Below are 26,444 nucleotides of genomic sequence, written 5' to 3'. Positions count from 1 at the left end.
ACTGAGTCCAATGGCGTTCGAACAGTTACAAACCGGAAGTTGAGAAATGTCTACGAAAACGGGTGAAGTCCAGACTGCCTGAAAGGGCATATTTAAAAACGGTGTTTACACAATCTGATTTACAGCCCCTCTGATTTACAGCCCCAGTTATTTACAGCCCCCGTGAGCGTGATCGACATCCTAAACGCAGTGCTCCGTGACGGCGCTGGCGAGGCTGTATTTAATCTGTTATCCGATCCAGCGCTTCTGTTATTAATCCCATATCGACAGGTCTGACCAGGCGTGTGATTTCCACACCATTTTTGAGCAGTATCAGTGTCGGCCACAGCTTTACGCCGAATGAACGCCCCAAGCGGCGCCCTTTGCCGTCTTCAACCTTGATATGCCGTATTTGTGGGTGAGCTGCCAGGGCTGCTGCTAGCAGGGGCAGGGCTGCCTGACAATGTCCGCACCAGTCGACGCCGAACTCCAGCGCAACCAAGCCTGTGAGTTGGTCGATTTCGGCCCGGGTTGGCTGGGTTTCTGCGTAGTGTGGCACTGTACTCATGGGCTGCCCCTGTTTAACTGAGTGCCGGAAAACGCGGCTTCAGTGGGTGTTTTCCGTTTTTTCTGTCGTCGGGGAAGATTCGTCGCTGAGATAGGGAAAGCGGACATGGCCGTAGCGTATCAGCAAAATCGCCAGCGCCAGCAACAGGATGGAGCTGGTAACGGCGATCATGCGCCATTCGTCCATCGATTTCATGTCCAGGATCAGGTACCGCGCAAGCGCGACGATACCGATGTAGAGCGGGAAGCGAACCGGCAATTTGCCTGAGGTGTAGTAGCGCTGGATCATGGCGACGACTTCCAGGTAGAGGAAGAGCAGCAGCAAGTCTGTCAGTGTTACCGCTTTGCTGCTGAGCATAATCATTACTTCGCTGCTCATGGCAAATACGGTGGCAATGGCGATGACTAGCAGGCCGATATGTTCTATCAGTGATAGCGCGGAGTGATTGAAATTCTGGATTTGTTTTTTCATATGACTATGCAAATAAGCAGGCTACTAATGTGGGTATTATACCTTTATTGGCTGCGCTAATGACATAGTGCGGGAGTCAAGTTGTTGCAGTGGGAACACCGTCCGGATGCCTTGGACGGTGTTGGTGTTGCAGTTGTTTAAACGCCTAGCTGGTCGTGCCAGTAGGTTTTGATGGCTTTAACGGTGCTGGTTGGCAGCGGGCCGAATGCGATCGATTTGGCCAGGTCCTGGCCGTGTTCGAAGCCCCAGTTAAAGAAATTAACCACTGCCTGGTTGTTTTCTTTAGGTGCGTCTTTTTTCAGGATTTCCCATGTGCAGCCGGAGATCGGCCAGCTATCAACACCGGGCTGGTTGGTGAGGATGACGTAAAAATCTTCAGCCTTGGTGAAATCGACGTTGGCAGCAGCAGCCTGAAAGCCTTTGAGGCTTGGGCTTACCAGTTTTCCGGCCTGGTTGTACATGCGTACATAGTTCAGCTTGCTTTCCAGAATGTACGCGTATTCCACGTAGCCGATGGAGCCGGAAACTTGCTTGACCAGGGCTGCAACACCATCGTTACCTTTGCCGCCGATGCCGTTTACCCAGTTTACAGCGGTATCAACGCCGATTTTCTGTTCCCAGGTCGGATCAACTTTGGACAGGTAGCTGGCGAAGGTGAAGGTGGTGCCGGAACCATCGGCACGGTGTACCGGGGTGATGGTCATATCCGGTAATTTCAGGCCTTTGTTCAGGCCGGTGATGGCAGGATCATTCCACTTGGTGATTTCGCCCAGATAGATTTTGGCGATGACCGGGCCGCTCAGGATTAGCTGGCCGGGCTTGATGCCGGGCAGATTGACGATCATGTCTTCTCCTGCAATGGCGGTCGGAAACTGGATCAGGTGATTATCCTGCAGGTCTTTTGGTTTAAGCGGCATGTCGCTGGCGCCGAAATTCACGGTACCGGCTTTGATTTGTTTGATACCGCCACCGGAACCGATAGCCTGGTAGTTGATTTTGACATGGGTAGCTTGCTCATAGGGCTGGCTCCATTTGCTTAGCAGCGGGTATACCCAGGTGCTGCCTGCACCGGTGATTTCGGTAGCGCTGGCATAGGCAGCGCCGAATCCCAGACTAAGGGCTACGGCTGTCGCGGTGAGTGTCTTGATGAAGCGTTTGGTAGGCTGCATTGTTTACCTCATATGTATAAAAATAATGACCACAACATGGATTGCAGTGACATTATTTTAAGCATTCTCTACAAGGTATAAATGAATTTTGAATTACTTGTTGCTGACAAATTGTCAGGTTAATCAATGCGTTGTATGTAAGCAACAAGTAAGCTTGGTTGTGTTATAGCAGGTTTTGTTAGCGTCCTATTTCGTGAGTGCCATGAACAGTTTTGGCAATTGTTCCGGCAAACGGGCGATATGATCGATGACGGTGTAGTGCTTGCCGAAGATATCACCGACGTAATCACCTGCCTTGGGATCGAGGGTGATGCAGTAGGTGTAGATGCCATCCTGATCCAGTTCACGCACGGCGACTTTGGCATCTTCGATCAATAGGCGTGGGTCTTTGGTGTCGATATCGGCTGGCTCGCCATCGGTCAGGATCAATAGCAATTTTTTATCAGCCTGCTGATGTGCGAGGTAATGGCCGGCATGGCGAATGGCTGCACCCATGCGCGTTGAGTAACCTGCCTGCATCGCAGCAAGTCGAGCTTTTACCGGGGTATCCCAGTGCTCGGAGTAGCCCTTGATATGCAAGTATCGTACTTCGTGGCGGGTATTGGAATGGAATCCGCTGATGGCAAATTTATCGCCCATCTGTTCGATAGCCCAGCCCAGCAGGGTGACGGCTTCCTGACTTAATTCCAGTTTGCTTTGCTGGCAGCCTTCAGGCACGTCGGCTAACGAGGCGGACATGTCCAGCAATAATGATACGGCGATGCTGCGTCCGTCGTGGCGATGGTTCATGTTGATGCGCGGGTCAGGCACGGCACCGCTTTTATAATCAATCAGCGAGCGGATAGCCACATCCAGATCCAGCTCGGAGCCTTCTTCCTGATAGCGGATGCGTACTTTATTCTGCGGCTTGAGCAGGTCGATGATTTTTTTCAGCTGTTTGGCCAGTCCGCTGTGCTTGGCCAAGATTTTGTCGATGTCATTAGCATCGCCCATGGGGTGCAGATGTTCGTAGACGCTGGCCCAGTCCGGACGATAGTGTTCAGCGCCGTAATCCCATTCCGGGTACAGTCGGGGAGGCAGGCGTTTGTCAGGCTCTTCCTCTGGTTGTGCTTTTTGCGGTTTTTCGTCGTAATCTTCTTCATCGCCATCTTCAATGTATTGCCACATTAGTCGATTGTCATCACGGTAATCGACTTCGGTGTCATCAAAAAAGGTTTTGGCGCTGAGGTCGCTGCCGACGCGGGTTTTGGCGATAAACTGCACACCCAGCGTGACCATTTCGTCAGTGCTGCTGATGCCGGTAGCCATTTCCGCATGAAAGCGTGCGACGAAATCAAGCAGGTCGGGATTGGTGTAACTGTGCTGTGGGTCGAGCAGCGCGCGTGACAGTGTGTACAGGCGGTGACGTATGCACGAATGTTCTTCAGGACAAGTGCCTTCTTTGGGAACAGGGTGGATGGCAGCCCACAGTTTGCGCAAGCCGGGGTAACGCTGCATGGCGAGGTATTCGACGCGAGAATCTTCGAATACTTCGACAGCCATGCGCTGAAACGGGCTCAGGTTATCAGCGACAACGGATTTGGTCCACAGGCGATGTGCGCTGATATGTGCCAGCAGGGCGCGATAGCGGTCTACGCCACGCACGCCGGGCATGTCGTCATAGACGTCAGGCAAGTGCACACCGAGCGCATCAAAATACGGGATTGGTTTGCGGATTTCGTCAAATGCCAGTGAATAAGGTACGAAGTTGGTGTCGGCTTGCCATAGGCCGCGCAAATACAAATCCAGCTGCCGTTCGCTGTCGGTAAACAGCGTGCCATGCCGCTCGCGTTGCATGACAGCGCGACTATCCGCGGTTTTCAGCAGGAAATATTCTCGCTGACGGTCGGGGTCATTGGCATACGCTTTGACGCCGTAGTCTACCCAGTTGCGCAGTCCGCCAAACGATAAATTGCCGAACATGTACGGTGCTGTGTTCAGGAATTCAACCAGGCATTCGCTGGTGTACATGGAGTCGATGCCATGTACCTTGGGGCTGGTGCGCTCCATGGTTTGCCACACCAGGTGGAAATATTCGTTGAACAGCGCGCGGCTTTCCAGCGCGCGTGCGGCCGAAGCCAGGCTTTGCAAAAACGGTGCAATGGCCGCGCTGTTAGGGGTGCGGGTCAGTTTTTGTACGAATGCGACGACATCACCGATGATCTCTTCGCCTAGTAGCACAGCAACTTCCGGTGTTTCTTCCAGGAATGCCAGTACCGGTTCTTCGCCGCGTCCCATTTTGCACAGGGTGCGCGCGCCGTCAATATAAGCTGTCAGTGCAATGGGTGACAGGCGTTTCTGGGCGTAGGCAAAGCAATCCGGAAATACGCTCTGCACGCGGGCAAAGCCGCAGGACAGTGCTTTGATTTCGTCGATAAGCGTATCAGTCATGTCGTGGTCGGGTCGCGCTTAGGCGAAAATCGCGTCGATAGCGTGGTCTAAGGTATCGCGGATGTCTTTGTCGTCAGTGATAGGACGTACCAGTGCCATGCGGCAAGCATCACGGGCAGTGATGCCACCGTTGATCAGAGCTGCTGCGTAGACCAGCAGGCGGGTGGATATGCCTTCATCCAGACCGTGGCCCTTGAGCTTGCGTGCCGTCTCGGCAATGCGTACCAGACGGTCAGCGGTATCGACGTCGATGCCGGCTTCTTTGCTGACGATTTCGGTTTCCACCGAGCGTAACGGGTAGTCGAATTCCATACCGGCAAAGCGCTGTTTGGTTGACTGCTTGAGGTCCTTCATCAGGCTCTGGTAGCCCGGGTTGTAGGAAATGACCAGCTGAAAATCCGGGTGAGCAACGACCAGTTCACCTTTTTTATCCAGCGGCAGGGTGCGACGGTGATCGGTCAGCGGGTGGATAACCACGGTAGTGTCCTGCCGCGCTTCAACCACTTCATCCAGATAGCAGATAGCGCCATAACGTGCGGCTAAGGTGAGGGGGCCATCTACCCAGCGGGTGCCGTTGCTGTCGAGCAAATAGCGTCCGACCAGATCCGAAGCGGTCATGTCTTCATTGCAGGCCACGGTGATCAGCGGCTTGTTCAGTTTCCATGCCATGTATTCGACAAAGCGTGACTTGCCGCAGCCTGTCGGGCCTTTGATCATGACTGGCAGGCGTGCTTTGTAAGCGGCCTCGTACAACGTAATTTCGTTGTTTTGTGGCTGGTAGTAAGGTTGCTCGGTGACTTGGTATTGGGTGATGTCGAATGTATTGTTCATTATCGTCTCGCTGAAAGTTGAGTGCGTATTCCAGTGTGTTCTGGCGCAAAACACGTTGGAATAGGCGTTAAAAAAGCCCCTGTAACATCCCAGGGGCTTTTAACAACTCGCCGCCTGATGGCAGCGAGTTACCTGGGAGGTACGTATTACTTGTGTACGCCCAGTTTTTCACGCCAACCTGGGTAGATCTTGTCAGCATCGCCTGGGAATGACTCGAATGCGCGGGCGAATTCTTTGTGTTCTTTAGCGAACTCAATAGGATCTGAACCGGACTTCCAGCACTCGTATGACTGACGCAGGGAGATTGCACCAGCAGCCGGGCTATCAATGTGACCGTATGCGCCACCACCCGATGTGTTGATAACGTTACCGTGACCCAGGTTCTCGAAGAAGCCTGGCAGACGCAGTGCGTTCATACCGCCGGAGATAATGGATGTGGTAGGTTTCATGCCGTACCATTTCTGGAAGTAGACAGGACCTTGTGCTTCATCACGTTCCAGCATGTAGCAAATGTTCTTGTCTGAGTTCTCGCCTTCCATTTTGCCGTATCCCATGGTGCCTACGTGGATACCTGAAGCACCTTGTAAACGTGAGATTTTAGCCAATACGAATGCGGTGTAACCGCGTTTTGCTGAAGGCGATGTAATCATGCCGTGGCCAGCGCGGTGGTAATGCAGGTACTGTTGTGGGTATTGACGACGCGCGGTGGTGATCATGCCTGGACCGCCTACGAAACCGTCAACCAGGAATGCAACTTTGTCAGCATCTGGTCCGAATGTTTCAAGGATGAAGTCAGCACGAGCCATCATTTCGTAATGGTCATCTGCAGTGATGTTTGCAGAGAAAATCTTAGCTTGACCAGTTTCGTCTTGAGCGCGCTTCATTGCGTCATAAACTAATGGGTACACTTTTTTAGCTGGGCAGAATACTTGGTTACCTTGTGGCTCATCATTCTTGATGAAGTCACCACCTAACCAGAACTGGTAAGCAGCTTTAGCAAATGGCTCAGGACGCAGACCTAATTTAGGCTTGATAATGGTTCCAGCGATGTAACCGCCATCTTTCATTGGGCGGCCAAGGATGCGCCATAAGTCGGTAATGTCTTTGGAAGGACCATCAAACAACTGGATTGCGCGCTCTGGGAAGTAGATATCGTGGATTTTACCGTGCTCGATATCGCCCATACCTTGGTTGTTACCGATGATCAGAGTCAGAATGGATACCATCATCATGCGACCGTCAGTAACGTTACGGTCAAACAGATCCATAGGATATGCAATGCGCATATCTTCAGTTGCTTCATCGATGTAATACACCAGCGCGTCTAAGCCTTTGGTGAAATCATCGGTAGTTGAAACTTCAACGTTGGTGCCGGTTGAAGATTCAGCTGCAAAGTGGGCTGCACATGCCAGGTAAGTGCCGAAACCTGGCTTAGGCTTCATTTTGTAAGCAACTAATATGTGCTTGCCGCCTTTAATTAAATCTTCTTCGTTCAGACTAAGGTCTGCATAACGTCCTGACTGATCCATTGCTTTCTCCAGTGATTGATGGGCTTGCCTAGGCTTTGCGAGTTACTGCTTAAGCCAATGCATGCACTATACAGTCTGCAATGCATAAGATATATTCAATTGTTATTCTTATTATGATAAGTAAATGCTTATAGTAATTTTTTAATAAGATAAAGTATAGAAAACTTCCAGAAATTAGCCGCCGAATATAATGAAGTTATTATTAAGTGTGTGTTGTGAGTGGGCGAGTTAGTGCCCAGTGTAGATAAGCACTGAATGAAATTCAGAATGTTAGTTTAGCGGTTAAGCTGATACAGATTGGGTGATGACGGATGGCAGGCGCTTGGGAGACTTTATGCGCAGCTGCTTATTGACGTTCATGTGTCCGAATACGACTTCGATATCTGCGTAGGCGACCCCGAATTCTTTAGCCAGGAAACGCACCATGTGTTCGGTGGCTTTGGCTGCGACAGGTGCTGCGGTTACGCTGATCTTGAGTTGGTTGCCTTTAACTTTGCCTATGACATCCTGCTTGGCGCTGGGCTTGCCTAGTATGTTGAGCACCAGAGTATCGGCATCCCAATAAAAGAAAGCATCACTGGTGGATTTGCGGGGTGTGGCGACGGGCACATCGACTTTCTGGCGTTTTTTGGCTGCCATGCTTAGCTGGAGGATGTGCCGTCGTGGGTGTGGGAGGGATTACTCAAGTAATGCTTTGGGTATGGGGAAGGTAACGTTTTCGGTAATGCCGGATAGTTCGTTGACGTTGTCCGCGCCGAATTGTTTAAGTTGGGCGATGACTTCCTGCACCAGCACTTCTGGCGCGGATGCGCCGGCAGTCACGCCTATGCTGTTTTTACCCAGCACCCAGCTTGCATCAAGCTGGCTGGCGTTGTCGACCATGTAGGAAGTTATCCCAAGGTTTTGCGCCACTTCACGCAGACGGTTGGAGTTGGAGCTGTTGGGCGAGCCGACGACGATCACCAGATCGCATTGCTGTGCCAGCGCTTTGACTGCATCCTGGCGATTCTGGGTGGCGTAGCAGATATCGTCCTTCTTCGGCCCGATGATATTGGGGAAGCGGGATTTGAGCGCATCGATGACGCGGGCGGCGTCGTCAACCGAGAGAGTGGTCTGGGTGACAAAGGCCAGTTTTTCTTCATCGTTGACGCTGAGCGTGGCTACGTCCTCTGGCGTTTCGACCAGATACATGCCGCCTTCGCTTTGCCCCATGGTGCCTTCTACTTCAGGATGGCCTTTATGGCCGATCATGATGATTTCCATACCCTTGTCGCGCATGCGTGCCACCTCAAGGTGAACCTTGGTGACCAGCGGGCAGGTGGCATCGAATACGGTGAGGCCACGTGCTTCTGCCTCGCGGCGTACCGCCTGGGATACGCCGTGCGCACTGTAGATCAAAGTATTGCCGGTCGGCACATCATCCAGGTCTTCGATAAAAATCGCGCCTTTGGCCTTGAGGTTTTCCACCACAAATTTGTTATGCACGACTTCATGGCGTACATAAATCGGTGCGCCGAAACGTTCCAGAGCGCGTTCGACGATTTCGATGGCACGATCAACGCCGGCACAGAAGCCGCGGGGGTTGGCAAGCAGGATATGAGTAGTCATGGTAGTCGGGGATGTATGGTTAAAATTTCAACTTCAAATTCTATGGTTTTTCCTGCCAGCAGATGATTAAAATCAATGCTGACGTCGTGTTCGTGTATCACTGCAACGTGTCCGCTGAGGTGGCTGCCATCAGGCAATTCAAATTCGATCAGGTTGCCAACGACCGGCGGCGCATCATGAAATTCGTCAATAGGCACGTCTTGCACCAGTTGCGCGTCATGCATGCCAAAGGCCTGTTGCGGTTCGAGTATGAACACGTGCCGTTCGTTCAATGGCAGGTCGATCAGCCAGCTTTCCAGTGCGGGTTCCAGCGTACCGTCACCCAGCGTGAGTGTGATCGGCGCATCATCAAAACTGCTGTCGATGTCTTGGCCACCGTGGATGCGGATGGCGAAATGCAGAGTAAGGGTATCACCCGGTTGGACGTGTGTGTTCATGCGTGTTTAGGCTGTTTCAAGCTGTCCCAGATTAACAGAACCGCACCTATGGTAATGGCGGAGTCTGCGATATTAAACGCTGGCCAGTAGTAGCTGCCTAGATGCAACGACAGGAAGTCCACGACATAACCATGCGCCAGGCGGTCAATAAGATTGCCCAGTGCGCCTCCCAGGATCAGGCTGAGAGAGAGTTTGGACAGCATACTGCCGCTATCCTTGCGCAATAGATAGAGGATAAAGACGGATGCAATGCTGGCGACTGCAATAAAAAATCCGCGTTGCCAACCGGGTTGGCTGGCAAACAGGCTGAATGCGGCACCGGTATTGTGGGCACGCACCAGGTCAAAGAAGCTGGTGACTTTCAATAAATCACCCCAGGCGAACACTTGTATCACATAGTATTTGCTGATCTGGTCGAGTGCGATTACCAGAGCGGCTATGCTGAGCCCTTGTTTGAATTTAAGCATGATGTCTGTGCTCACCTTCGCCAAATAAATTGCTATGGCAACGTCCACACAGGCCGGGATGGTCAGCATGCGTGCCAACATCGGCACGGTAATGCCAGCAGCGCTCGCACTTGGCGTGACTGCTTGGTTGCGCGCTGATGTGCGGTGCGGCATCAGTGGTCAAGTGCAGCTCCGCGCTAGACGTAATCATTGTAAAGCGCAGGTCTTCGCCCAGTGTTGCCAGCGCGGCATAATGTGCGGCACCGGCATGGATGGCTACTTCGGCTTGTAATGAAGAGCCGATATCGCCAGCGCTGCGCAAGGTTTCCAGATGTTTGCGCACATCTGCCAGCGTTTCACGGATCAGTGCCCACTGTTCAGCCAATGCCGGCGCGTGATCCGGCATTGGGATGTCATGCCATTGATGCAGGAAGATGCTGTCATCCTGATCCTGCACTAATTGCTGCCAGACTTCTTCAGCGGTGAAACTGAGGAACGGTGCCATCAGCCGGGTCAGGCTGTGGGTGATGTGGTACAGCGCGTTCTGTGCGGAACGGCGCGCCGCCGAATCGGCAGCAGTGGTGTAGAGCCGGTCCTTGAGAATGTCGAGGTAGAAACCACCGAGGTCTTCCGAGCAGAAGTGATGCAGTTTCTGCACGATATGGTGGAATTCATACTGGTTGTAATGTGACAGCACCTCATCCTGAAACTGGTGCAGCATGACCATGGCATAGCGGTCGATGCTGAGCCACTCATTAACCGGCAGTGCCTGTTGCTGAATGTCGAAATCAGCCAGGCTGGCTAGCAGGAAGCGCAAGGTATTGCGAATACGGCGATACGACTCAACCACACGCTTGAGGATTTCGTCAGAGATGGTGAGCTCGCCGGAATAATCGGTAGACGCTGTCCACAACCGCAAAATATCAGCACCGTAGGTATCCATGACCTTTTGCGGGGCGACCACATTGCCCTTGGATTTGCTCATCTTGTGGCCATTGCCGTCAACGACAAAGCCGTGGGTAAGTAGCGCGCGGTAAGGTGCATGGCCGTCAGTGGCGCAACCGGTGAGCAGGCTGGACTGGAACCAGCCGCGGTGCTGGTCAGAGCCTTCCAGATATAAATCAGCCGGATGTGCCAGTTCAGGGCGCATTTTGAGCACGCAGGCGTGGGTAACACCGGAATCGAACCACACGTCCAGCGTGTCGGTGACTTTCTTGTAGTGTTCCGTATCTGTGCCTAATAATTCGCTGGCCTCAAGCGAGAACCATGCTTCGATACCGACTTTTTCTACTTTTTCGGCAACTATCGCGATGAATTCGGCTGTGCGCGGGTGCAGTTCACCACTTTCCTTGTGGATGAATAGCGGCATAGGCACGCCCCAGTTGCGCTGGCGCGATACACACCAGTCCGGGCGGTTTTTCATCATGCCTTCCAGACGCGCGCGTCCCCATGCCGGGAAAAATTCGGTTTTTTCGACGGCGTGCGTGGCGTGCTTACGTAAGCTGGCATTGCTGGCATCGGTCTTATCCATACCGATGAACCATTGGTGTGTGGCACGGAAAATGATCGGCGTTTTGTGGCGCCAGCAGTGCGGGTAGCTGTGCAGCAGCTTGGCATTGGCCAGCAGCAGATCATTATCGGTGAGCAGCTGGATAACCGTTTTATTGCCTTCCCAGACAGTTTGACCGCCAACGAAAGGAATGCTGTCGAAGAATTTGCCGTCATCACTGACTGGATTTTCTACGGGTAAATGGTATTTCAGGCCAACCTGATAGTCGTCCACGCCGTGAGCGGGTGCGGTATGCACCAGGCCGGTACCGGCTTCCGAAGTGACGTGCGTGCCGCAGATAATCGGCACCAAACGATCCAGGAACGGGTGTTGCAGGTTGACATGTTCAAGCGAGCTGCCGGTGCACTGGCCAATGACTTCAACCGACTCGAAACCATAGCGTTTGATGGCTGACTCCGCCAGGTCGCGTGCAAGTATGAGGATGCCTTTAGGCGTGAGGATCAGGTCATAGATGAATTCCGGATGCACCGATACCGCCTGGTTGGCTGGCAGTGTCCACGGGGTGGTGGTCCAGATCACAGCATAGATTGGCTCTTTGAAGTCAGGCAATCCAAGTTTGGCGGTGAGTTGCGCCGGGTCGGCAACAGCAAAGGCCACATCAATGGCGGCGGAAGTTTTGTCTTCGTATTCAACTTCAGCTTCTGCCAGTGCCGAGCCGCAGTCTACGCACCAGTGTACGGGTTTGGCACCCTGGTAAAGATAGCCATTGGCGAGGATGCGGCCCAGCTCGCGCATGATGCCAGCTTCAAACTCAAAATCCATGGTACGGTAGGGGTGATCCCAGTCGCCCAGCACGCCGAGACGGATGAAGTCGGCTTTCTGGCGTTCGATCTGGCTGGCAGCGTATTCGCGGCACAGCTCGCGGAAACGTGCCGCAGGAATGGCTTTGCCATGCTGTTTTTCGACTTGCAATTCGATTGGTAGGCCGTGGCAGTCCCAACCCGGCACATAGGGAGCATCAAATCCCGCCAGGGTTTTGCTTTTAACGATAATGTCCTTGAGGATTTTGTTTACCGCATGACCAATGTGGATGTCACCGTTGGCGTAAGGCGGGCCATCGTGCAGGATGAATTTGGGGCGTCCCGCCGCCACTTTGCGGATTTGCTGATAGCGATTCAATTCACGCCATTGTGCCAGCCAGTTAGGCTCGCGCTTGGCAAGATCGCCGCGCATGGGAAATGGGGTGTCAGGGAGATTAAGCGTGTTTTTGTAATCAGACATTGGCGTTAAGCGACGGGTAAATGGTTAAAGTAGTCATGCGCGCATTCGACATCGCGCTGAATCTGTCGGGTTAAAGTTGCGAGATCAGGATATTTCTCTTCGTCACGTAGTTTAACAAGAAAATCAACGTGGATGATGCGGCCGTATAAATTGTCATCAAAATTAAGCAAGTGGATTTCGAGCAGCGGTTGCGCTGCGGTTTTAACCGTGGGACGCACACCCAGGCTGGCAACGGCAGGCAAAGCCTGCGCAGCAAGGCCGTGTACTTCGACCACAAAGATGCCGGTGAGCGGTAATTTGGTGTGTTTGATCGGCAGGTTGGCCGTAGGGAAACCCAGTTCGCGACCAAGCTTGTCACCATGGGCGACGCGCCCGCTGATGCGGTATGGGCGGCCGAGCAGTTGTTGCGCTAGCGCAAGCTGACCCTTGGCAAGGGCATCACGCACTGCGGTGCTGGAGACGCGCAGGTCGTTTACTGTAATGCTGGTCATCGCATTCAGATCGTAACCGTGTGTCTTGCTGTATTCCTGCAATAAAGCAAAGTCGCCGGCGCGCTTTGCGCCGAAGCGGAAATCGTCACCAATTAACAGGTGCTGCATGCCCAGGCCGCGTACCAGTATCTGTTCGATAAATTGTGTTGCCGGCATGTGCGCCAGAATGTCATTGAAGCGGCAAATGTGCACGTGTTCTATGCCCAGTTCACGTAATCCGTCCAGTTTGTCGCGCAAGTTGGATAAGCGTGCGGGAGCTTGTTCGGGGGTGAAAAATTCGCGTGGATGAGGCTCAAAGGTGATGGCACAAGGCGTTAACTGGCGTGCACGTGCAGTTGCTACTAATTGCTGTAGCATCGCCTGGTGCCCGAGATGGACGCCGTCAAAGTTGCCTATGGCCACCGCGCTGGGGCGAGTGGCCATAGGGTGGATGCCGTGAGTGATGCGCATAAAAAAGTTTCAAGCCGAAGAATAGTGAATTTTAACGGGTCGCAAGGATGGGGTCAAAGTATCAGGCGGCGCGACGCATGAACTGGCGTGCGCGGATGCCGAACAATCTGAGTGTGACAAAGTAACCCGTAACACCCAGCACTACCAGCCCGGACAAATGGATGATGCGGCGACCGAAATGTGCGTGTAGCCAGTCTGCATCTGTGCCCATGCCCCACCACAGCAGCAGCGCCATCACGGCAGTTGCTGTGCTGATTTTGAACATGAATGCATACCAGCCCGGTTGCGGCTGGAAAATACCCTGGCTGCGCAATTTCCATAACAGTAACCCGGCGTTGAGGCAGGCGCCCAGTCCTATAGCCAGCGCCAGGCCGGCATGCTGCAGTTTCCACACAAACATCAGGTTCATGATCTGGGTTGCGCCCAGGGTGATGATGGCGATTTTGACCGGAGTCTTGATGTTCTGGCGAGCATAGAAGCCGGGGGCAAGTATCTTGATCATGATCAGTCCTAACAGCCCCAGACTGTAGGCCATCAGTGCCTGGCGTGTCATCCATACGTCATTGACGCTAAAGTGCCCATATAAAAACAGTGTGCTTATCAGTGGTAAAGCCAGTACCGCCAGTGCGGCCGCGGCAGGTAATGCCAGTAACAGGGTGAGGCGCAGGCCCCAGTCCAGCAGTTGTGAGTACTGGGTAGGGTCGTTGTCGGCGTAATGTTTGGCCAGGCTGGGCAATAAGATGGTGCCCAGTGCCACACCCAGCATCCCGGTAGGGAATTCCATCAGGCGATCTGCATAATATAGCCATGACACGCTGCCTGTGGCCAGAAATGACGCGAAGATGGTGTTGATGAGTAAGGATAACTGGGCGATGGAAACGCCAAACACCGCCGGTCCCATGAGTTTGAGCACGCGCCATACACCTTCGTCATGCCAACTGAAGCGGAATTTTGGCAGCAGGCCCAGTCTGTGCAAGAACGGTAATTGCAAAGCAAGCTGCAGAATGCCGCCTAACGCCACGCCCCAGGCCAGCGCCATAGCCGGTGGATTGATGTGCGGCGCCAGCCATAAGGTTGCCGAGATCATCGCCACATTCAGCAATACGGGCGTAAATGCCGGCACGGCAAAGCGGCTGTAGGTGTTTAAAATACCACCGGCCAGCGATACCAGCGAGATGAGTAGAATGTATGGAAAAATGATGCGCAGCATCTGGACCGTGACCGCGAATTTGTCTGGCGTGTCGATGAATCCCGGTGCGCTGATGTAGACTACGGCGGGTGCGGCGATCACGCCGATGGCAGTAACAATCAACAGGGCGATGAACAGCAGGGTGGCAACGTGATCGACCAGCAGGCGTGTATCTTCGTGGCCGCGGCGGTTTTTGTATTCGGCAAGGATGGGCACGAAAGCCTGAGCAAATGCGCCCTCGGCAAATAAGCGTCGCAATAAGTTAGGAATCTTGAAGGCAACAAAGAAGGCGTCGGTATATATGCCTGCGCCGAAGCTGCGTGCAATAATGGCATCGCGTACAAAGCCGAGGATGCGTGACAAGAGCGTCATGCTGCTGACTTTGGCGAGGGCTTGTAACAGATTCATTGTGGTATTGGTTCGGAAGATTGAGGCGCAATAGTAGCGCTAAAGTGAATCAATCGCTAGTTGGGGCTTGCTATTGGTGGAATAGCTATTTATAATCTCATGCTTTAAGAAATTCGATACAGGAGCTTCACATTATGGCAAATAGCGCACAAGCCAGAAAGCGCGCAAGACAAAACGACAAGCAGCGTGCTCATAACGCCGCATTGCGTTCTACCTTGCGTACCGCGATCAAGAAGGTTCAAAAAGCGGTATTGGCTGGTGATAAAGCTGTTGCGACCAGCACTTTTGGTGTTTCCATGAGTGTGATTGACCGCATCGCTGATAAAAACATCATCCATAAAAACAAAGCTGCTCGTCATAAGAGCCGCTTGTCTGCTGCTGTTAAAGCAATGGCGTAATTATTCCTGCCTGGCAACAAAGCCGGGTCTGGAAGTGAAAAAACCTTATGGCTGAAAAGCGTAAGGTTTTTTTTCGCCTGTTGTTTGGTGAGTTTAGGTTGGGTACGGTAGGGTTGATGCGTTAGGAAGCGGGGTTGCTTAGGTGTTGGTCTGGCTTGGGTCAATGATGGTCAGATCGTTCTCTTTGGCAAACCCCATCAAAAATCCGAAAGCAGCAGGTTGTTCTTGTTGCAGCGCTTTGTCGACAATGACGCACTTGATGCCATTGACAGTTAAAGGGCGCACAAAGGGTGAATAACTCATGCGATGATCTTCCCCGAAAGTGGAAAGCGAGCCCGACAAGCGTTCAGCCCAGTCGCTAGGGCGAAAGGTGCGACCAGATGAGGTTATGCCCTGAATAAGGATTTCGTTATTGCTTAGCTCAGACATTGTGTGTACTTCACAAAAAACAACATAGTGATAATTTTATCAGACTATCGCGTGCTTGCGGTTAGATGTTTTGCGAGTAATTGCAATAGCACCCCAGTTTCATCCTGTTTGCAGTACGCGCTCGCATGAATTGATAGAACATACTGGCTAACACCTGCTAGAATATGGCTAAACATTTTTTTAGTAAATTATTTATTCTGATCGGAGAAAAAAATGATACATGAACTGCCAGCGCTACCGTATGCCAAAGATGCATTGCAACCCCATATTTCTGCTGAAACGCTGGAATATCACTATGGTAAACATCACCAGGCTTATGTGACCAACCTCAATAACCTGATCAAGGGTACCGAGTTTGAAGAAATGAGTCTGGAAGACATCATCCTGAAATCGGCCGGTGGTGTATTCAACAATGCAGCGCAGGTATGGAACCACACGTTCTACTGGAATTGCCTGAGCCCGAATGGCGGCGGCGCACCTGCTGGCGCACTGGCTGATGCGATTAATGCTAAATGGGGTTCGTTCGATGCGTTCAAGGATGCATTCAGTAAAGCGGCTATTGGCACCTTTGGTTCTGGTTGGGCATGGCTGGTAAAAAATACCGCTGGCGAACTGGAGATCGTTTCTACCAGCAATGCGGCAACTCCGATGACGAATGGTCAGACCGCATTGATGACTTGCGACGTATGGGAGCATGCATACTATGTTGACTACCGCAATGCACGCCCCAAGTATGTAGAGGTGTTCTGGAATCTGGTAAACTGGAACTTCGTTTCTGCTAATTTCGCTGCATAAAGTCTGCTGAATCAGCACTCAAAGGGCGGCGCAAGCCGCCCTCATGTTTTCAACCTTATTTATGTAAGTCCTTGCCATGTCTTATTTGATGAATACCTATGCACGTCAACCTGTCACTTTTGTACGCGGAGAAGGCGTCTGGTTGTGGGATGATGCTGGCAATCGTTATCTGGACGCGCTGGCAGGTGTTGCCGTCAATGGCCTGGGTCACGCTCATCCTGCGTTGACGCAAGCTGTGTGCGAACAGGCGCGCAGTCTGATCCATACTTCCAATATTTATCAGGTCCAACGCCAGGAACAACTTGCGCAGCGTTTATGTGAGTTGTCAGGCATGGACAAGGTGTTTTTCTGCAATTCCGGTTGCGAGGCAAATGAAGCTGCAATCAAGCTGGCTCGGTTGTATGGCCATGGGCAAGGGATTGCGACGCCGACTATTATCGTCATGGAAAAGTCATTCCATGGTCGTACCATGGCGACGCTTACTGCGACGGGTAGCCGTAAAGTGCAGGCCGGTTTTGAGCCTTTGCTCACCGGTTTCGTGCGGGTGCCATATAACGATATCGAAGCTGTACGCCAGGTTGCAGAGCATAACCATGAAGTGGTGGCTGTGCTGGTGGAGCCTATTGAAGGCGAAGGCGGTGTGCAAATACCGAATGCGGGCTATTTGAGTGAATTGCGTCAGGTTTGCGATGCTAATGGCTGGCTGCTGATGCTGGATGAAGTGCAGACTGGCGTTGGCCGTACCGGTACCTGGTTCGCGTTCCAGCATGCCCATATCCATCCGGATGTGATGACGCTGGCTAAAGGTCTGGGTTCAGGTGTGCCTATTGGTGCCTGTGTGGCGCGCGGCGCTGCTGCCGATGTATTCAAGCCAGGTAATCATGGTTCTACTTTCGGTGGCAATCCGCTGGCATGTGCAGCGGGTCTGGCAACTTTGCAGGCTGTGGAAGACGAAAATTTGCTGGCTAATGCCAACCTCATCGGTGCGGCACTGGTCGCAGGTTTTGAGCGTGAATTGGCAGGGGTTTCAGGTGTCAAGGCAATACGTGGTGTGGGCATGATGATAGGCATAGAGCTGGATCGGCCTTGTGGTGAGTTAGTAAAGACAGCCCTGGCGGCACATTTGCTGATCAATGTGACTGCCGACAGCGTGATTCGTCTGGTGCCACCGTTGATTATGAATGCAGATGAAGCGGCGCAGCTGGTCAGCAGTTTAAGCCCGATTATTCGTGAATTTTTGAGTAGGACAGCAGCATGAAACCTATCAAACATTTTTTGCAGTTTCAGGATTTGACGCGTGAAGAGTACGAGTATATCTATGCGCGGGCAAAAATCATCAAGGAACGTTTTAAAAGTTACCAGACCTATCATCCCTTGGTTGATCGCACTCTGGCGATGATTTTTGAGAAACAGTCCACACGTACCCGCTTGTCGTTTGAGGCCGGTATGCACCAGATGGGCGGTGCTGCGATTTACCTGAATACCCGCGACACACAGTTGGGTCGTGGTGAACCGGTGGAAGATGCTGCCGAAGTCATTTCGCGCATGGTCGATATCGTGATGATCCGTACGTTCGAGCAGGACATCATTGAGCGTTTTGCTGCACATTCGCGTGTGCCGGTCATTAACGGCCTGACCAATGAATACCATCCATGCCAGATCATGGCGGATATTTTTACCTATATAGAGCGTCATGGCTGCATACGCGGTAAAACGGTGGCATGGGTTGGCGACTCCAATAATATGTGCAATACCTGGCTGCAAGCCGCGGTGGCACTGGATTTCAACGTGCATGTCTCAACCCCTCCCGGATATGAAGTCGAGCCGGAGCGTGCCGGGTTGTACGACACCAGTCACTATGAGAGTTTTGACGATCCTATGGAGGCTTGCCGGGGCGCAGATCTGGTCACCACTGACGTGTGGACCAGCATGGGTTTTGAAGCCGAAAACGAAGAACGCAAACGCGATTTTCAGGATTGGCAGGTCGATGCAGAAATGATGCAGATTGCTGCACCGGGGGCGTTGTTCATGCACTGCCTGCCTGCGCATCGCGGTGAAGAAGTGGCGGCTGAAGTTATCGACGGGCCGCAAAGCGTGGTCTGGGATGAAGCAGAAAATCGTTTGCATACGCAAAAAGCATTAATGGAATATCTTTTGTTGGGAAAAGTAGAATGAGTGATGTGAAAAAAGTAGTGCTGGCCTATTCGGGTGGTCTGGATACCTCTGTCATACTGAAATGGCTGCAAGATGAATATCAATGCGAAGTGGTTACTTTTACTGCTGATATCGGTCAGGGTGAAGAACTGGAACCTGCGCGTGAAAAAGCGAAGAAGTTTGGGGTGAAGGAAATTTTCATCGATGATCTGCGTGAAGAATTTGTACGCGATTTCGTGTTTCCGATGTTCCGCGCCAATACCGTGTATGAAGGCGAGTATCTGCTAGGTACCTCCATCGCACGTCCGCTGATTGCCAAACGTCTGATCGAAATTACCAACATGACCGGTGCGGATGCCATCTCTCATGGCGCAACCGGCAAGGGTAACGATCAGGTGCGCTTTGAGCTGGGTGCGTATGCGCTAAAGCCGGATATCAAAATCATTGCGCCATGGCGTGAATGGGATTTGTTGTCCCGCGAAAAACTGCTGGCATATGCCGAGAAGCATGGCATTCCGGTGGAAATGAAGCACAAGAATGGCGGCAGTCCGTACAGCATGGATGCCAACCTGCTGCATATTTCCTATGAAGGTCGCGCATTGGAAAATCCTGCCATTGAAGCCGAGGCGGATATGTGGCGCTGGACCGTGTCGCCTGAGCAGGCACCAGATGCGGCTGAGTACGTTGATCTGGAATACAAACAGGGCGATATCGTCGCTATTAACGGCGTGGCGATGAGTGCTGCAACTGTACTGACTGAACTGAACCGTCTGGGTGGAAAACACGGCATCGGCCGTCAGGATCTGGTCGAGAATCGCTATGTAGGCATGAAGTCGCGTGGTTGTTACGAAACGCCGGGCGGTACCATCATGTTGCGCGCACACCGCGCCATTGAATCAATCACGCTGGATCGTGAAGTTGCGCACCTTAAAGATGAGTTGATGCCACGCTATGCCAGCATGATTTACAACGGCTACTGGTGGAGTCCAGAGCGCAAGATGCTGCAAACCATGATTGATGCTTCGCAAGCCACCGTGAATGGCTGGGTGCGCGTCAAGCTGTATAAGGGCAATGTGATGGTGGTGGGGCGCGATTCCAAGACGGATTCGCTGTTTGATCCGACCATTGCTACCTTTGAAGATGATGAAGGTGCATATAATCAGGCGGATGCCGGCGGCTTCATTAAACTGAATGCATTACGTCTGCGTATCGCAGCGAAATTAAGAAAATAGGAATTAAAGATGACACAATTTGATCAGGTCAGCGTGGTAAAACAGGCCAATATTTATTTTGATGGTAAATGTGTATCCCATACTGTGTTATTTGCTGATGGCAGCAAAAAAACCATCGGTGTGATTTTTCCAAGCAAGCTGGTATTCAATACTGGCCTGCCGGAAATTATGGAAGTAAACAGTGGCGTTTGCAAAGTCAAACTGGCGGGTGAATCCGAGTGGAAAACCTATCAGGCTGGCGAGCAGTTCAGCGTACCCGGTAATAGCAGTTTCGACATTGAAACTGTAGAAACGCTGGATTATGTATGTAATTTTGTAACGGCAGTTTAAGCATCGAGGCGGTATGAAAAAGCAACTCAAATTAGCTGTCATGGCAGTGTTGATGGTCGTAGCATTCGATAGTCACGCAATGACTACGGATGAGGCCAAAATGGTAACGGATGCTGCTGTCCGTGGCAGCGCGAGTTCGCAAGTGTTGCTGGCAGTAATGTACCGCCATGGCGATGGCGGTTACGCCAAGAATGACCAGCAGGCTGCGTACTGGTTTGAACAGGCTGCTGAGCAGGGCAATCCCTATGCACAGATGGCGTTGGGTGATTTGTACGAGCAGGGCACCGGCGTTACTAAAAACCTCAAGGTGGCTGCCGATTGGCGTGAGAAGTCAGCCAAGCGCGGTAATGTTCAGGCACAGTTAAAATTGGGGCAGATGTATCTGGCTGGTTCCGGGGTAGATAAAAATCTGACTAAGGCCGAGTACTGGCTCAAGCGTGCGGCAATAGAAGGCAACAGCGAAGCGCAGTTTGAGCTGGGCAAGCTCTATCGTACTGAAGACTGGGCGAACCATGATCCGGCTGAAGGCAACAACTGGCTGGCAAAATCTGCAGCGCAGGGCTATGAAGGCGCTGTTGAGTTCGTGCATTTTTTTGAGCATATCGGATTGCAGCTAAAAGAGGATCTGAGTCAGCGTGCTCCGCAGTTGCGTAAGCTGGCAACGGATGGCGATGCCGAAGCGCAGTACCAGATGGCTATGCGCTACGAGCATGGCATAGGCGAAAAAAAGGATTATGCTCAAGCGATGTACTGGTTTAAGCAAGCCGCGAATCAGGGGCATGTGAAGGCGATTAAAAGTCTGATTCACATCTATCAATTAGGTCTGGATGACAATGCTGTCAGCATGGTGCAAGCACAATACTGGCAAAATAAGCTGGATAGCCATTAATTTAACCTGAACCCCATATGAATAACTTGTCCTTATTAGATAATGCTGGAAATGACCTAATCAGCATGCTGTTTTGCACTGCAATCCTTGGTTTGTATCATCTCTATCTTGCTTACAAGGTAAAGAAACGGCCAACTTATACTATTCAGGCTGTGAACCGGATTGCCCGTACAGCATGGGTGGAAACCATCATGGCGGAACGCCGCGATATTCTTGCTGTGCAAACCTTGCGCAATTCCACCATGGCGGCGACGTTTCTGGCGTCAACCGCAGTATTGCTGATTATCGGCGTGCTGACCCTGAGCGGACAAGGAGCCAATCTAAGTAATACATGGCATGCGCTGAATATGGTGGGGGCAACCCATGATTCCATGTGGCTGGCGAAACTGATGCTGCTGCTGAGCGATTTGTTCGTTGCTTTCTTCTGTTTCTCCATGTCGATTCGCATGTTCAATCATGTGGGGTTCATGATTAACGTACCGCTGGCATTGAATCATAAGATGATATCGCCCCGCCACGTTGCGCTGCATTTGAATCGGGCTGGCAAGTTTTACAGTATTGGTATGCGGGCGTATTATTTCTCGGTGCCGATGGTGTTCTGGTTATTCGGGCCCCATTTTATGGTCGCTTCGACTATACTGCTGATTTTCGTATTGTATTTTCTGGATCGCGCGCCTAAAGTCATGGCGGAAGATTACGCAGAATGAGAGGATAAGCTGTGCCTAGTTTCGATATTGTGTCTGAGGTTGATAAGCAGGAAGTCAAGAATGCAGTAGAGCAAGCCAACAAGGAAGTTTCTACCCGGTTTGATTTTAAAGGTTCTGATGCTCGGATTGAGCAGGCAGACTATGTGTTGACTGTGTTTGCCGATGACGAATTCAAACTCGACCAAGTGCAGGAAGTGCTGAATAACAAGCTGATTAAACGCAGTATCGATATAAAATGCCTGGATTTTGGCAAAGTTGAAAAAATAACCGGCAACAAGGTTAAGCGTACAGTTACGGTTAAAACCGGAGTTGAAGTTGAACTGGCTAAAAAGATAGTCAAGGAAATTAAAGACAGCAAGCTTAAAGTTCAGGCCAGCATTCAGGGTGAGACAGTTCGTGTAACTGGCGCCAAGCGTGATTTGTTGCAAGAAACGATCGCCCTGGTGCGTAAGCAGATTCCGGATTTCCCGCTGCAGTATCAGAATTTTCGTGACTAAGTTTGTTGGTCCGTGTGGTACTTTTCTTCCATACCGCATTGGCATCTGGTATGCTTAACATCTGAGTTAAACTGTTAAGCATAAGGACAACGAAATGATTATACGCGACATTCTGACGTTCAAAGTTGGTGAGATTTGTTCAATTTCCCCCACCCATACCGTAGCGGATGCGATTGCGTTAATGGTGCAACAGGATGTCGGTTCGCTGGTCGTGCGTCAGGATGGCGTGATGGTAGGCTTGCTAACCGAGCGCGATGTTTTGCGTGGCCTCAATCAGCATGGCGGTGTTTTTATGACACAGCCTGTGAGTCAAATGATGGTCACTGAGCCGATTATTGGCAATCCTGATGATACCGTTGATTATGTGCGTGGCGTAATGACCGAGAATCGTGTCAGTCATCTGCCAGTGATGGAGGGTGATAATCTGTTGGGTATCATTTCATTTCACGACGTTGCCAGAGCTTGCCTCAATGCGGCCGATTTCGAGAATCGCCTGTTAAAACGTTACATCAAGCACTGGCCTGAGTAATGCCATACTGGATGAGCAGCCCTGCTCATCCAGCTTCAAGCTGCTAGCACCTCGGGTGCCTAGCCTGCAGTCAAACCCCGTAATATATCCTGATACGCCTGCAGACGTGAGTCGCTGATTTTCCCTGCCTGATGCGCAGCCAGAACAGCACAGTTCGGTTCATGCGTGTGTCGGCAGTTATTGTATTTGCAATGGCCGATATAAGGCCGGAATTCCACAAACAACTGGTCGAGTTCATCAGCACGTACGTGATTCAGGCCAAATGCCTGCATGCCGGGCGAGTCGATGAGCCGGCTGGTTTCGTCAAGGCGATACATTTTTGCACTTGTTGTCGTATGCTTGCCAGAATCCAGCGCGGTCGATATTTCACCTGTGACCAGACCTGCATCCGGGATTAATGCATTGATCAGGCTGGATTTCCCCATGCCGGACTGACCGACAAATGCGCTGACTTTCCCGGTCAAGTACGGACGAAATGCTGCTATATCATGGTGTGCAGACACACGCACGACCGGGATGCCTAATGCAATGTAGGCGCTGAGTTGTTGATATGCCAGTTCAGCTATTTCTCCAAGATCCGATTTGTTTAAACAGATGACGGCTTCGATACCGGCCGCTTCAGCCGCAATCAGGCAGCGGTTGACCAGCAGATCGTAATAGCTGGGGACAGGGGAGACGACGATAACGGCGAGATCCACATTGGCGGCTATCAGCTTGCTGCGATGCGCAACAGAACGATGTAGCAGGCTGGTTCTGGGCATAATTGATTCGATTACGCCCTGATCGAGGCTGGTCAGTTTGAATTTGACACGATCGCCGCAGGCAACATCGCTGCGTTTTCCGCGGGTAACGCAATCGTACTCAGTGTCACCTGATTCAACCTTGTAATGACGGCCATAGCTGGCCGTCACGAGACCCTCAAGCAGATTGGTCATGGTTGGAGAGATTTGAGCGTATAGAGCAACTCTAACGCAGCTTTCGGGCTTAAGGTGTCAGGATCGATGCTGTCAAGCAGGTCGATGGCGGGGTGTGGTTCGAGGGCAGGGGTTTTGTCGGTAAATAAGTCAGCTTGCTGGGTACTCAAGGTAGCCGCTTGTTCGAGTTCGATCAGTTTGCGTTTTGCCGACAGGATGATGGCCTGAGGCACGCCAGCCAGAGCAGCGACTTGCAATCCATAACTCTGATTGGCCGGGCCATCCTTGACGCTATGTAAAAATACGATGCGGTCTTTATGTTCAACGGCTTCCACATGTACGTTGACGATTTGCCGCCAGGTGACAGGGAGTTGCGTCAGTTCAAAATAGTGCGTGGCAAACAGAGTGTAGGCGCGAGTTTTTTCAGCTAACTGCCGTGCCACAGCCCAGGCCAGCGCAAGGCCGTCAAAAGTTGATGTGCCGCGCCCGATTTCATCCAGCAGTACCAGGCTTTGTGCACTGGCGTTATGCAGAATGTGCGCAGTTTCGGTCATTTCTACCATGAAGGTGGAGCGCCCGCCAGCCAGATCATCCGAGCTGCCGATGCGGGTAAAAATCTGATCGATTACGCCGATACGAGCCTGTTTCGCAGGAACCCAGCTGCCACAACAGGCCAATAGAGTGATTAATGCCGTCTGGCGCATGTAAGTTGATTTACCACCCATGTTCGGACCCGTAATCAGCAGCATCTGCCGGGTGCGTGTCAGCTCGGTGTCATTCGGAATGAAATTGCCGATACGGTTTTCAACCACAGGATGTCGCCCTGCACTAATGCTGATGACGGCATCGTCGGTGAGTTCAGGCTGGCTAAAATTCAGGGTTTCAGCACGCTCAGCGAGGGCGCAGAGGGTATCGAGCTGGGCCAGTGCTGAAGCCAGCATTTGCAGTTGTGGCACAGCAGGCAATAGCGATACCAGCAACTCATCATAGAGCATCTTCTCGCGTGCGAGTGCACGGTCAGCTGCGGATAAGGCCTTGTCTTCGAAAGCTTTTAATTCCGGCGTGATGTAGCGTTCGGCATTCTTTAGCGTTTGCCGACGACGGTAATCTTCCGGCACATTGTCAGCCTGGGCGCGACCGATTTCTATGTAGAAACCGTGCACCCGGTTGTATTCAACCCGCAGCGTGGCAATGCCGGTACGTTCACGTTCACGCGCTTCCAGTGCAATCAGAAATTCGCCACTGTTAGTCTGTAACCCGCGCAGCTCATCAAGTTCACTATCGTAGCCATCGGCAATGACTCCACCTTCGCGCAGCACGACCGAGGGCTCGGTGCGAACAGCACGGCAGAGCTGCTGGTATAGAGCATCTTGTGGATTGCAAGCGGTAGCCAGTTGTTGAACAAGTGGACTGTCTATGGTGATGAGGTGTTGCTGCAGCGCTGGTAGCCAGCCCAAGGTGTCGCGCAAGCCTGACAGATCACGCGGACGTGCACTTGCCAAGGCGATGCGCCCGCTGATGCGTTCGATATCGACGCAATTCTGCAAGGCTTGCTGAAGTTGAGTGCGGCTGTGGCCATACTCTATTAGCTTGCCGATCGCGAGTTGACGCTGACCTAACAGATTACGGTCACGCAGTGGATGATGCAGCCAGTGCCGCAACCGGCGTGTTCCCATGCTGGTGGCACATGTGTTGAGCAGGGACAGCAGCGTGGGCGCAGCTTCACCGCGCAGGGTTTCGCTGATTTCCAGATTGCGTCGGGTAGCTGCATCCATCAGCACGAACTCACTGTCACGTTCGACAATAATGCCGTTAATGTGCGGCAATTGCCCGCGCTGAGTGGCTTGCGCATATTGCAGTAGTGCGCCTGCTGCGCTGATGGCGACATCCATTTGCGCGCAGCCGAAACTTTGTAAGTCATGTGTGGCGAATTGCTGGCACAGTAATTCGTGCGCGCGTTTCAAGTCGAATTGCCACACGGGCAGTTCATGGGTGATGGGTGAGTCGAGTAGAGCCGGGTATGCTGCGCCTTCTGCGATCAGAATCTCAGCCGGAGCGATGCGTTCCAGTGTCGCCGCTAATTGTTTAGGCTCAATTTCGCTGACGTGAAATTCTCCGCTGGATAAATTTAGCCAGGCCAGCCCCAGCAAGGAGCCCGAAAGGGTGGCGATGGTCAGCAGCAAGCTGTCGCGATGGTCATCCAGCAATGCGGCATCTGTCAGTGTGCCAGGGGTGACGATACGGGCGACACGACGTTCAACTGGTCCCTTGCTGGTAGCCGGGTCACCGACTTGTTCGCAAATCGCTATGGATAAACCCAGTTTGACCAGTTTTGCCAGATATTGCTCAGCGGCATGATAGGGCACGCCTGCCATTTTAATTGGCGTGCCGGCAGTGGCGCCGCGTGTGGTGAGGGTGATGCCGAGCAATTGTGAGGCGCGTACGGCGTCATCAAAAAACAGCTCGTAAAAATCACCCATGCGATAAAACAACAGCTTGTCAGGGTGTTCGGCCTTGATGCGCAGATATTGCTGCATCATGGGTGTGTGGTTTTTTGCCTGGATATCGAGCTCTGGATTTTCGTGTGCCGGTGCTTTGTTTTTTGCAGATTCAGCCATTTTGAGCGGAGTTCGATTTCAGGTATTGGGTAATCCCCGAATTATGCCGCAAATTGCGAGTTTGCGTAAAACTGCTTGGGTAAACAGAAGCAACTGGGACGATGGGGTGATTAATTATGTTCGGTTAAACGGGGCGATTGCATTACATGCTGGCA

The 26,444-nt window shown here is 52.1% G+C and carries 26 protein-coding genes; 10 read left to right on the top strand and 16 right to left on the bottom strand.

Annotation, left to right across the window (positions count from 1 at the left end; translation table 11 throughout):
* Positions 1-220 precede the first annotated feature (220 nt).
* From EJE49_RS11725 to murJ, 13 genes are all read right to left on the bottom strand, one after another.
* Positions 221-547, bottom strand: coding sequence for a thioredoxin family protein (locus EJE49_RS11725; RefSeq protein WP_124951051.1), 327 nt, complete (start codon positions 545-547; stop codon positions 221-223).
* A 39-nt stretch (positions 548-586) separates the two neighbouring features.
* Entirely contained in the window at positions 587-1,018 is a 432-nt protein-coding gene (locus EJE49_RS11720) for a phosphate-starvation-inducible protein PsiE (protein WP_124951049.1), read from the bottom strand.
* Between the two features lie 137 nt (positions 1,019-1,155).
* The gene (gene pstS, locus EJE49_RS11715) at positions 1,156-2,187 is read right to left on the bottom strand and encodes a phosphate ABC transporter substrate-binding protein PstS (protein WP_124951047.1); all 1,032 of its coding nucleotides are present in this window, start codon (positions 2,185-2,187) and stop codon (positions 1,156-1,158) included.
* 186 nt (positions 2,188-2,373) lie between these two features.
* Positions 2,374-4,617 (bottom strand): nitric oxide reductase activation protein NorD, encoded by a 2,244-nt coding sequence (locus tag EJE49_RS11710; RefSeq protein ID WP_124951045.1) that lies wholly within the window; start codon positions 4,615-4,617, stop codon positions 2,374-2,376.
* 18 nt (positions 4,618-4,635) lie between these two features.
* Positions 4,636-5,448, bottom strand: coding sequence for a CbbQ/NirQ/NorQ/GpvN family protein (locus EJE49_RS11705; protein ID WP_124951043.1), 813 nt, complete (start codon positions 5,446-5,448; stop codon positions 4,636-4,638).
* Between the two features lie 146 nt (positions 5,449-5,594).
* Positions 5,595-6,977, bottom strand: coding sequence for a ribulose-bisphosphate carboxylase (locus tag EJE49_RS11700; protein ID WP_124951041.1), 1,383 nt, complete (start codon positions 6,975-6,977; stop codon positions 5,595-5,597).
* A 282-nt stretch (positions 6,978-7,259) separates the two neighbouring features.
* Positions 7,260-7,616 (bottom strand): DUF167 domain-containing protein, encoded by a 357-nt coding sequence (locus tag EJE49_RS11695; RefSeq protein WP_124951039.1) that lies wholly within the window; start codon positions 7,614-7,616, stop codon positions 7,260-7,262.
* Positions 7,617-7,655: 39 nt separating this feature from the next.
* Positions 7,656-8,585, bottom strand: a complete 930-nt coding sequence (gene ispH / locus EJE49_RS11690; protein WP_124951037.1) for a 4-hydroxy-3-methylbut-2-enyl diphosphate reductase — start codon at positions 8,583-8,585, stop codon at positions 7,656-7,658.
* Positions 8,582-9,022, bottom strand: a complete 441-nt coding sequence (locus tag EJE49_RS11685; RefSeq protein WP_124951035.1) for an FKBP-type peptidyl-prolyl cis-trans isomerase — start codon at positions 9,020-9,022, stop codon at positions 8,582-8,584. Before EJE49_RS11685 ends, ispH begins: the two co-directional genes overlap by 4 nt.
* A complete protein-coding gene (gene lspA, locus EJE49_RS11680; RefSeq protein WP_124951033.1) occupies positions 9,019-9,489 on the bottom strand; it encodes a signal peptidase II in 471 nt (156 codons plus the stop codon). The genes EJE49_RS11685 and lspA overlap by 4 nt, the downstream gene beginning before the upstream one ends.
* Positions 9,482-12,259 carry an isoleucine--tRNA ligase gene (gene ileS, locus EJE49_RS11675; protein ID WP_124951031.1) on the bottom strand — a complete coding sequence of 926 codons (2,778 nt, stop codon included), beginning with the start codon at positions 12,257-12,259 and terminating at the stop codon, positions 9,482-9,484. Before ileS ends, lspA begins: the two co-directional genes overlap by 8 nt.
* Before the next feature lie 5 nt (positions 12,260-12,264).
* Positions 12,265-13,200, bottom strand: a complete 936-nt coding sequence (locus EJE49_RS11670) for a bifunctional riboflavin kinase/FAD synthetase (protein ID WP_124951029.1) — start codon at positions 13,198-13,200, stop codon at positions 12,265-12,267.
* Between the two features lie 61 nt (positions 13,201-13,261).
* Positions 13,262-14,797: a murein biosynthesis integral membrane protein MurJ gene (gene murJ / locus EJE49_RS11665; protein ID WP_124951027.1), complete on the bottom strand. Its 1,536-nt coding sequence runs from the start codon at positions 14,795-14,797 to the stop codon at positions 13,262-13,264.
* Positions 14,798-14,931: 134 nt separating this feature from the next.
* Between murJ and rpsT the strand changes: the two genes are divergently transcribed.
* On the top strand, positions 14,932-15,195 hold the full coding sequence (gene rpsT / locus EJE49_RS11660) for a 30S ribosomal protein S20 (RefSeq protein ID WP_087446267.1): 264 nt from the start codon (positions 14,932-14,934) through the stop codon (positions 15,193-15,195).
* A gap of 138 nt (positions 15,196-15,333) precedes the next feature.
* Here rpsT and EJE49_RS11655 read toward each other — a convergent pair whose 3' ends face one another.
* A complete protein-coding gene (locus tag EJE49_RS11655; protein WP_124951025.1) occupies positions 15,334-15,624 on the bottom strand; it encodes a DUF3579 domain-containing protein in 291 nt (96 codons plus the stop codon).
* Between the two features lie 213 nt (positions 15,625-15,837).
* On the opposite strand from EJE49_RS11655, the gene EJE49_RS11650 reads away from it, so the two are divergent.
* The 9 genes from EJE49_RS11650 to EJE49_RS11610 all read left to right on the top strand — a co-directional run bounded on the left by EJE49_RS11650 (position 15,838) and on the right by EJE49_RS11610 (position 22,757).
* Positions 15,838-16,419 (top strand): superoxide dismutase, encoded by a 582-nt coding sequence (locus tag EJE49_RS11650; RefSeq protein ID WP_124951023.1) that lies wholly within the window; start codon positions 15,838-15,840, stop codon positions 16,417-16,419.
* 76 nt (positions 16,420-16,495) lie between these two features.
* Positions 16,496-17,677: an acetylornithine transaminase gene (locus EJE49_RS11645; RefSeq protein WP_124951021.1), complete on the top strand. Its 1,182-nt coding sequence runs from the start codon at positions 16,496-16,498 to the stop codon at positions 17,675-17,677.
* Positions 17,674-18,594: an ornithine carbamoyltransferase gene (gene argF, locus EJE49_RS11640; RefSeq protein ID WP_124951019.1), complete on the top strand. Its 921-nt coding sequence runs from the start codon at positions 17,674-17,676 to the stop codon at positions 18,592-18,594. Before EJE49_RS11645 ends, argF begins: the two co-directional genes overlap by 4 nt.
* Complete coding sequence (locus tag EJE49_RS11635; protein WP_124951017.1) at positions 18,591-19,805, top strand: argininosuccinate synthase; 1,215 nt, start codon at positions 18,591-18,593, stop codon at positions 19,803-19,805. Before argF ends, EJE49_RS11635 begins: the two co-directional genes overlap by 4 nt.
* 9 nt (positions 19,806-19,814) lie before the next feature.
* Entirely contained in the window at positions 19,815-20,135 is a 321-nt protein-coding gene (ppnP, locus tag EJE49_RS11630) for a pyrimidine/purine nucleoside phosphorylase (RefSeq protein WP_124951015.1), read from the top strand.
* 13 nt (positions 20,136-20,148) lie between these two features.
* A complete protein-coding gene (locus EJE49_RS11625; protein ID WP_124951013.1) occupies positions 20,149-21,024 on the top strand; it encodes a tetratricopeptide repeat protein in 876 nt (291 codons plus the stop codon).
* A gap of 65 nt (positions 21,025-21,089) precedes the next feature.
* Positions 21,090-21,731, top strand: coding sequence for a DUF599 domain-containing protein (locus tag EJE49_RS11620; protein WP_223246935.1), 642 nt, complete (start codon positions 21,090-21,092; stop codon positions 21,729-21,731).
* Positions 21,732-21,742: 11 nt separating this feature from the next.
* Entirely contained in the window at positions 21,743-22,228 is a 486-nt protein-coding gene (locus tag EJE49_RS11615; RefSeq protein ID WP_124951009.1) for a YajQ family cyclic di-GMP-binding protein, read from the top strand.
* Between the two features lie 94 nt (positions 22,229-22,322).
* A complete protein-coding gene (locus EJE49_RS11610; protein WP_124951007.1) occupies positions 22,323-22,757 on the top strand; it encodes a CBS domain-containing protein in 435 nt (144 codons plus the stop codon).
* Positions 22,758-22,816: 59 nt separating this feature from the next.
* Here the strand turns inward: EJE49_RS11610 and rsgA are convergent, their stop codons facing one another.
* On the bottom strand, positions 22,817-23,692 hold the full coding sequence (rsgA, locus tag EJE49_RS11605; RefSeq protein ID WP_189941882.1) for a ribosome small subunit-dependent GTPase A: 876 nt from the start codon (positions 23,690-23,692) through the stop codon (positions 22,817-22,819).
* A complete protein-coding gene (gene mutS / locus EJE49_RS11600) occupies positions 23,689-26,289 on the bottom strand; it encodes a DNA mismatch repair protein MutS (RefSeq protein ID WP_124951005.1) in 2,601 nt (866 codons plus the stop codon). Before mutS ends, rsgA begins: the two co-directional genes overlap by 4 nt.
* Positions 26,290-26,444 lie beyond the last annotated feature (155 nt).

The sequence above is a fragment of the Sulfuriferula thiophila genome (genome assembly GCF_003864975.1).
Lineage (GTDB): Bacteria > Pseudomonadota > Gammaproteobacteria > Burkholderiales > Sulfuriferulaceae > Sulfuriferula > Sulfuriferula thiophila.
This window is presented reverse-complemented; position numbering and strand designations above follow the sequence as displayed.

Excerpts from the sequence above, each read along its gene's own strand:
- EJE49_RS11725 (WP_124951051.1), bottom strand. The coding sequence starts at position 547 with ATGAGTACAGTGCCACACTACGCAGAAACCCAGCCAACCCGGGCCGAA.
- EJE49_RS11720 (WP_124951049.1), bottom strand. The coding sequence starts at position 1,018 with ATGAAAAAACAAATCCAGAATTTCAATCACTCCGCGCTATCACTGATA.
- pstS (WP_124951047.1), bottom strand. The coding sequence starts at position 2,187 with ATGCAGCCTACCAAACGCTTCATCAAGACACTCACCGCGACAGCCGTA.
- EJE49_RS11710 (WP_124951045.1), bottom strand. The coding sequence starts at position 4,617 with ATGACTGATACGCTTATCGACGAAATCAAAGCACTGTCCTGCGGCTTT.
- EJE49_RS11705 (WP_124951043.1), bottom strand. The coding sequence starts at position 5,448 with ATGAACAATACATTCGACATCACCCAATACCAAGTCACCGAGCAACCT.
- EJE49_RS11700 (WP_124951041.1), bottom strand. The coding sequence starts at position 6,977 with ATGGATCAGTCAGGACGTTATGCAGACCTTAGTCTGAACGAAGAAGAT.
- EJE49_RS11695 (WP_124951039.1), bottom strand. The coding sequence starts at position 7,616 with ATGGCAGCCAAAAAACGCCAGAAAGTCGATGTGCCCGTCGCCACACCC.
- ispH (WP_124951037.1), bottom strand. The coding sequence starts at position 8,585 with ATGACTACTCATATCCTGCTTGCCAACCCCCGCGGCTTCTGTGCCGGC.
- EJE49_RS11685 (WP_124951035.1), bottom strand. The coding sequence starts at position 9,022 with ATGAACACACACGTCCAACCGGGTGATACCCTTACTCTGCATTTCGCC.
- lspA (WP_124951033.1), bottom strand. The coding sequence starts at position 9,489 with ATGCTTAAATTCAAACAAGGGCTCAGCATAGCCGCTCTGGTAATCGCA.
- ileS (WP_124951031.1), bottom strand. The coding sequence starts at position 12,259 with ATGTCTGATTACAAAAACACGCTTAATCTCCCTGACACCCCATTTCCC.
- EJE49_RS11670 (WP_124951029.1), bottom strand. The coding sequence starts at position 13,200 with ATGCGCATCACTCACGGCATCCACCCTATGGCCACTCGCCCCAGCGCG.
- murJ (WP_124951027.1), bottom strand. The coding sequence starts at position 14,797 with ATGAATCTGTTACAAGCCCTCGCCAAAGTCAGCAGCATGACGCTCTTG.
- rpsT (WP_087446267.1), top strand. The coding sequence starts at position 14,932 with ATGGCAAATAGCGCACAAGCCAGAAAGCGCGCAAGACAAAACGACAAG.
- EJE49_RS11655 (WP_124951025.1), bottom strand. The coding sequence starts at position 15,624 with ATGTCTGAGCTAAGCAATAACGAAATCCTTATTCAGGGCATAACCTCA.
- EJE49_RS11650 (WP_124951023.1), top strand. The coding sequence starts at position 15,838 with ATGATACATGAACTGCCAGCGCTACCGTATGCCAAAGATGCATTGCAA.
- EJE49_RS11645 (WP_124951021.1), top strand. The coding sequence starts at position 16,496 with ATGTCTTATTTGATGAATACCTATGCACGTCAACCTGTCACTTTTGTA.
- argF (WP_124951019.1), top strand. The coding sequence starts at position 17,674 with ATGAAACCTATCAAACATTTTTTGCAGTTTCAGGATTTGACGCGTGAA.
- EJE49_RS11635 (WP_124951017.1), top strand. The coding sequence starts at position 18,591 with ATGAGTGATGTGAAAAAAGTAGTGCTGGCCTATTCGGGTGGTCTGGAT.
- ppnP (WP_124951015.1), top strand. The coding sequence starts at position 19,815 with ATGACACAATTTGATCAGGTCAGCGTGGTAAAACAGGCCAATATTTAT.
- EJE49_RS11625 (WP_124951013.1), top strand. The coding sequence starts at position 20,149 with ATGAAAAAGCAACTCAAATTAGCTGTCATGGCAGTGTTGATGGTCGTA.
- EJE49_RS11620 (WP_223246935.1), top strand. The coding sequence starts at position 21,090 with ATGCTGTTTTGCACTGCAATCCTTGGTTTGTATCATCTCTATCTTGCT.
- EJE49_RS11610 (WP_124951007.1), top strand. The coding sequence starts at position 22,323 with ATGATTATACGCGACATTCTGACGTTCAAAGTTGGTGAGATTTGTTCA.
- rsgA (WP_189941882.1), bottom strand. The coding sequence starts at position 23,692 with ATGACCAATCTGCTTGAGGGTCTCGTGACGGCCAGCTATGGCCGTCAT.
- mutS (WP_124951005.1), bottom strand. The coding sequence starts at position 26,289 with ATGGCTGAATCTGCAAAAAACAAAGCACCGGCACACGAAAATCCAGAG.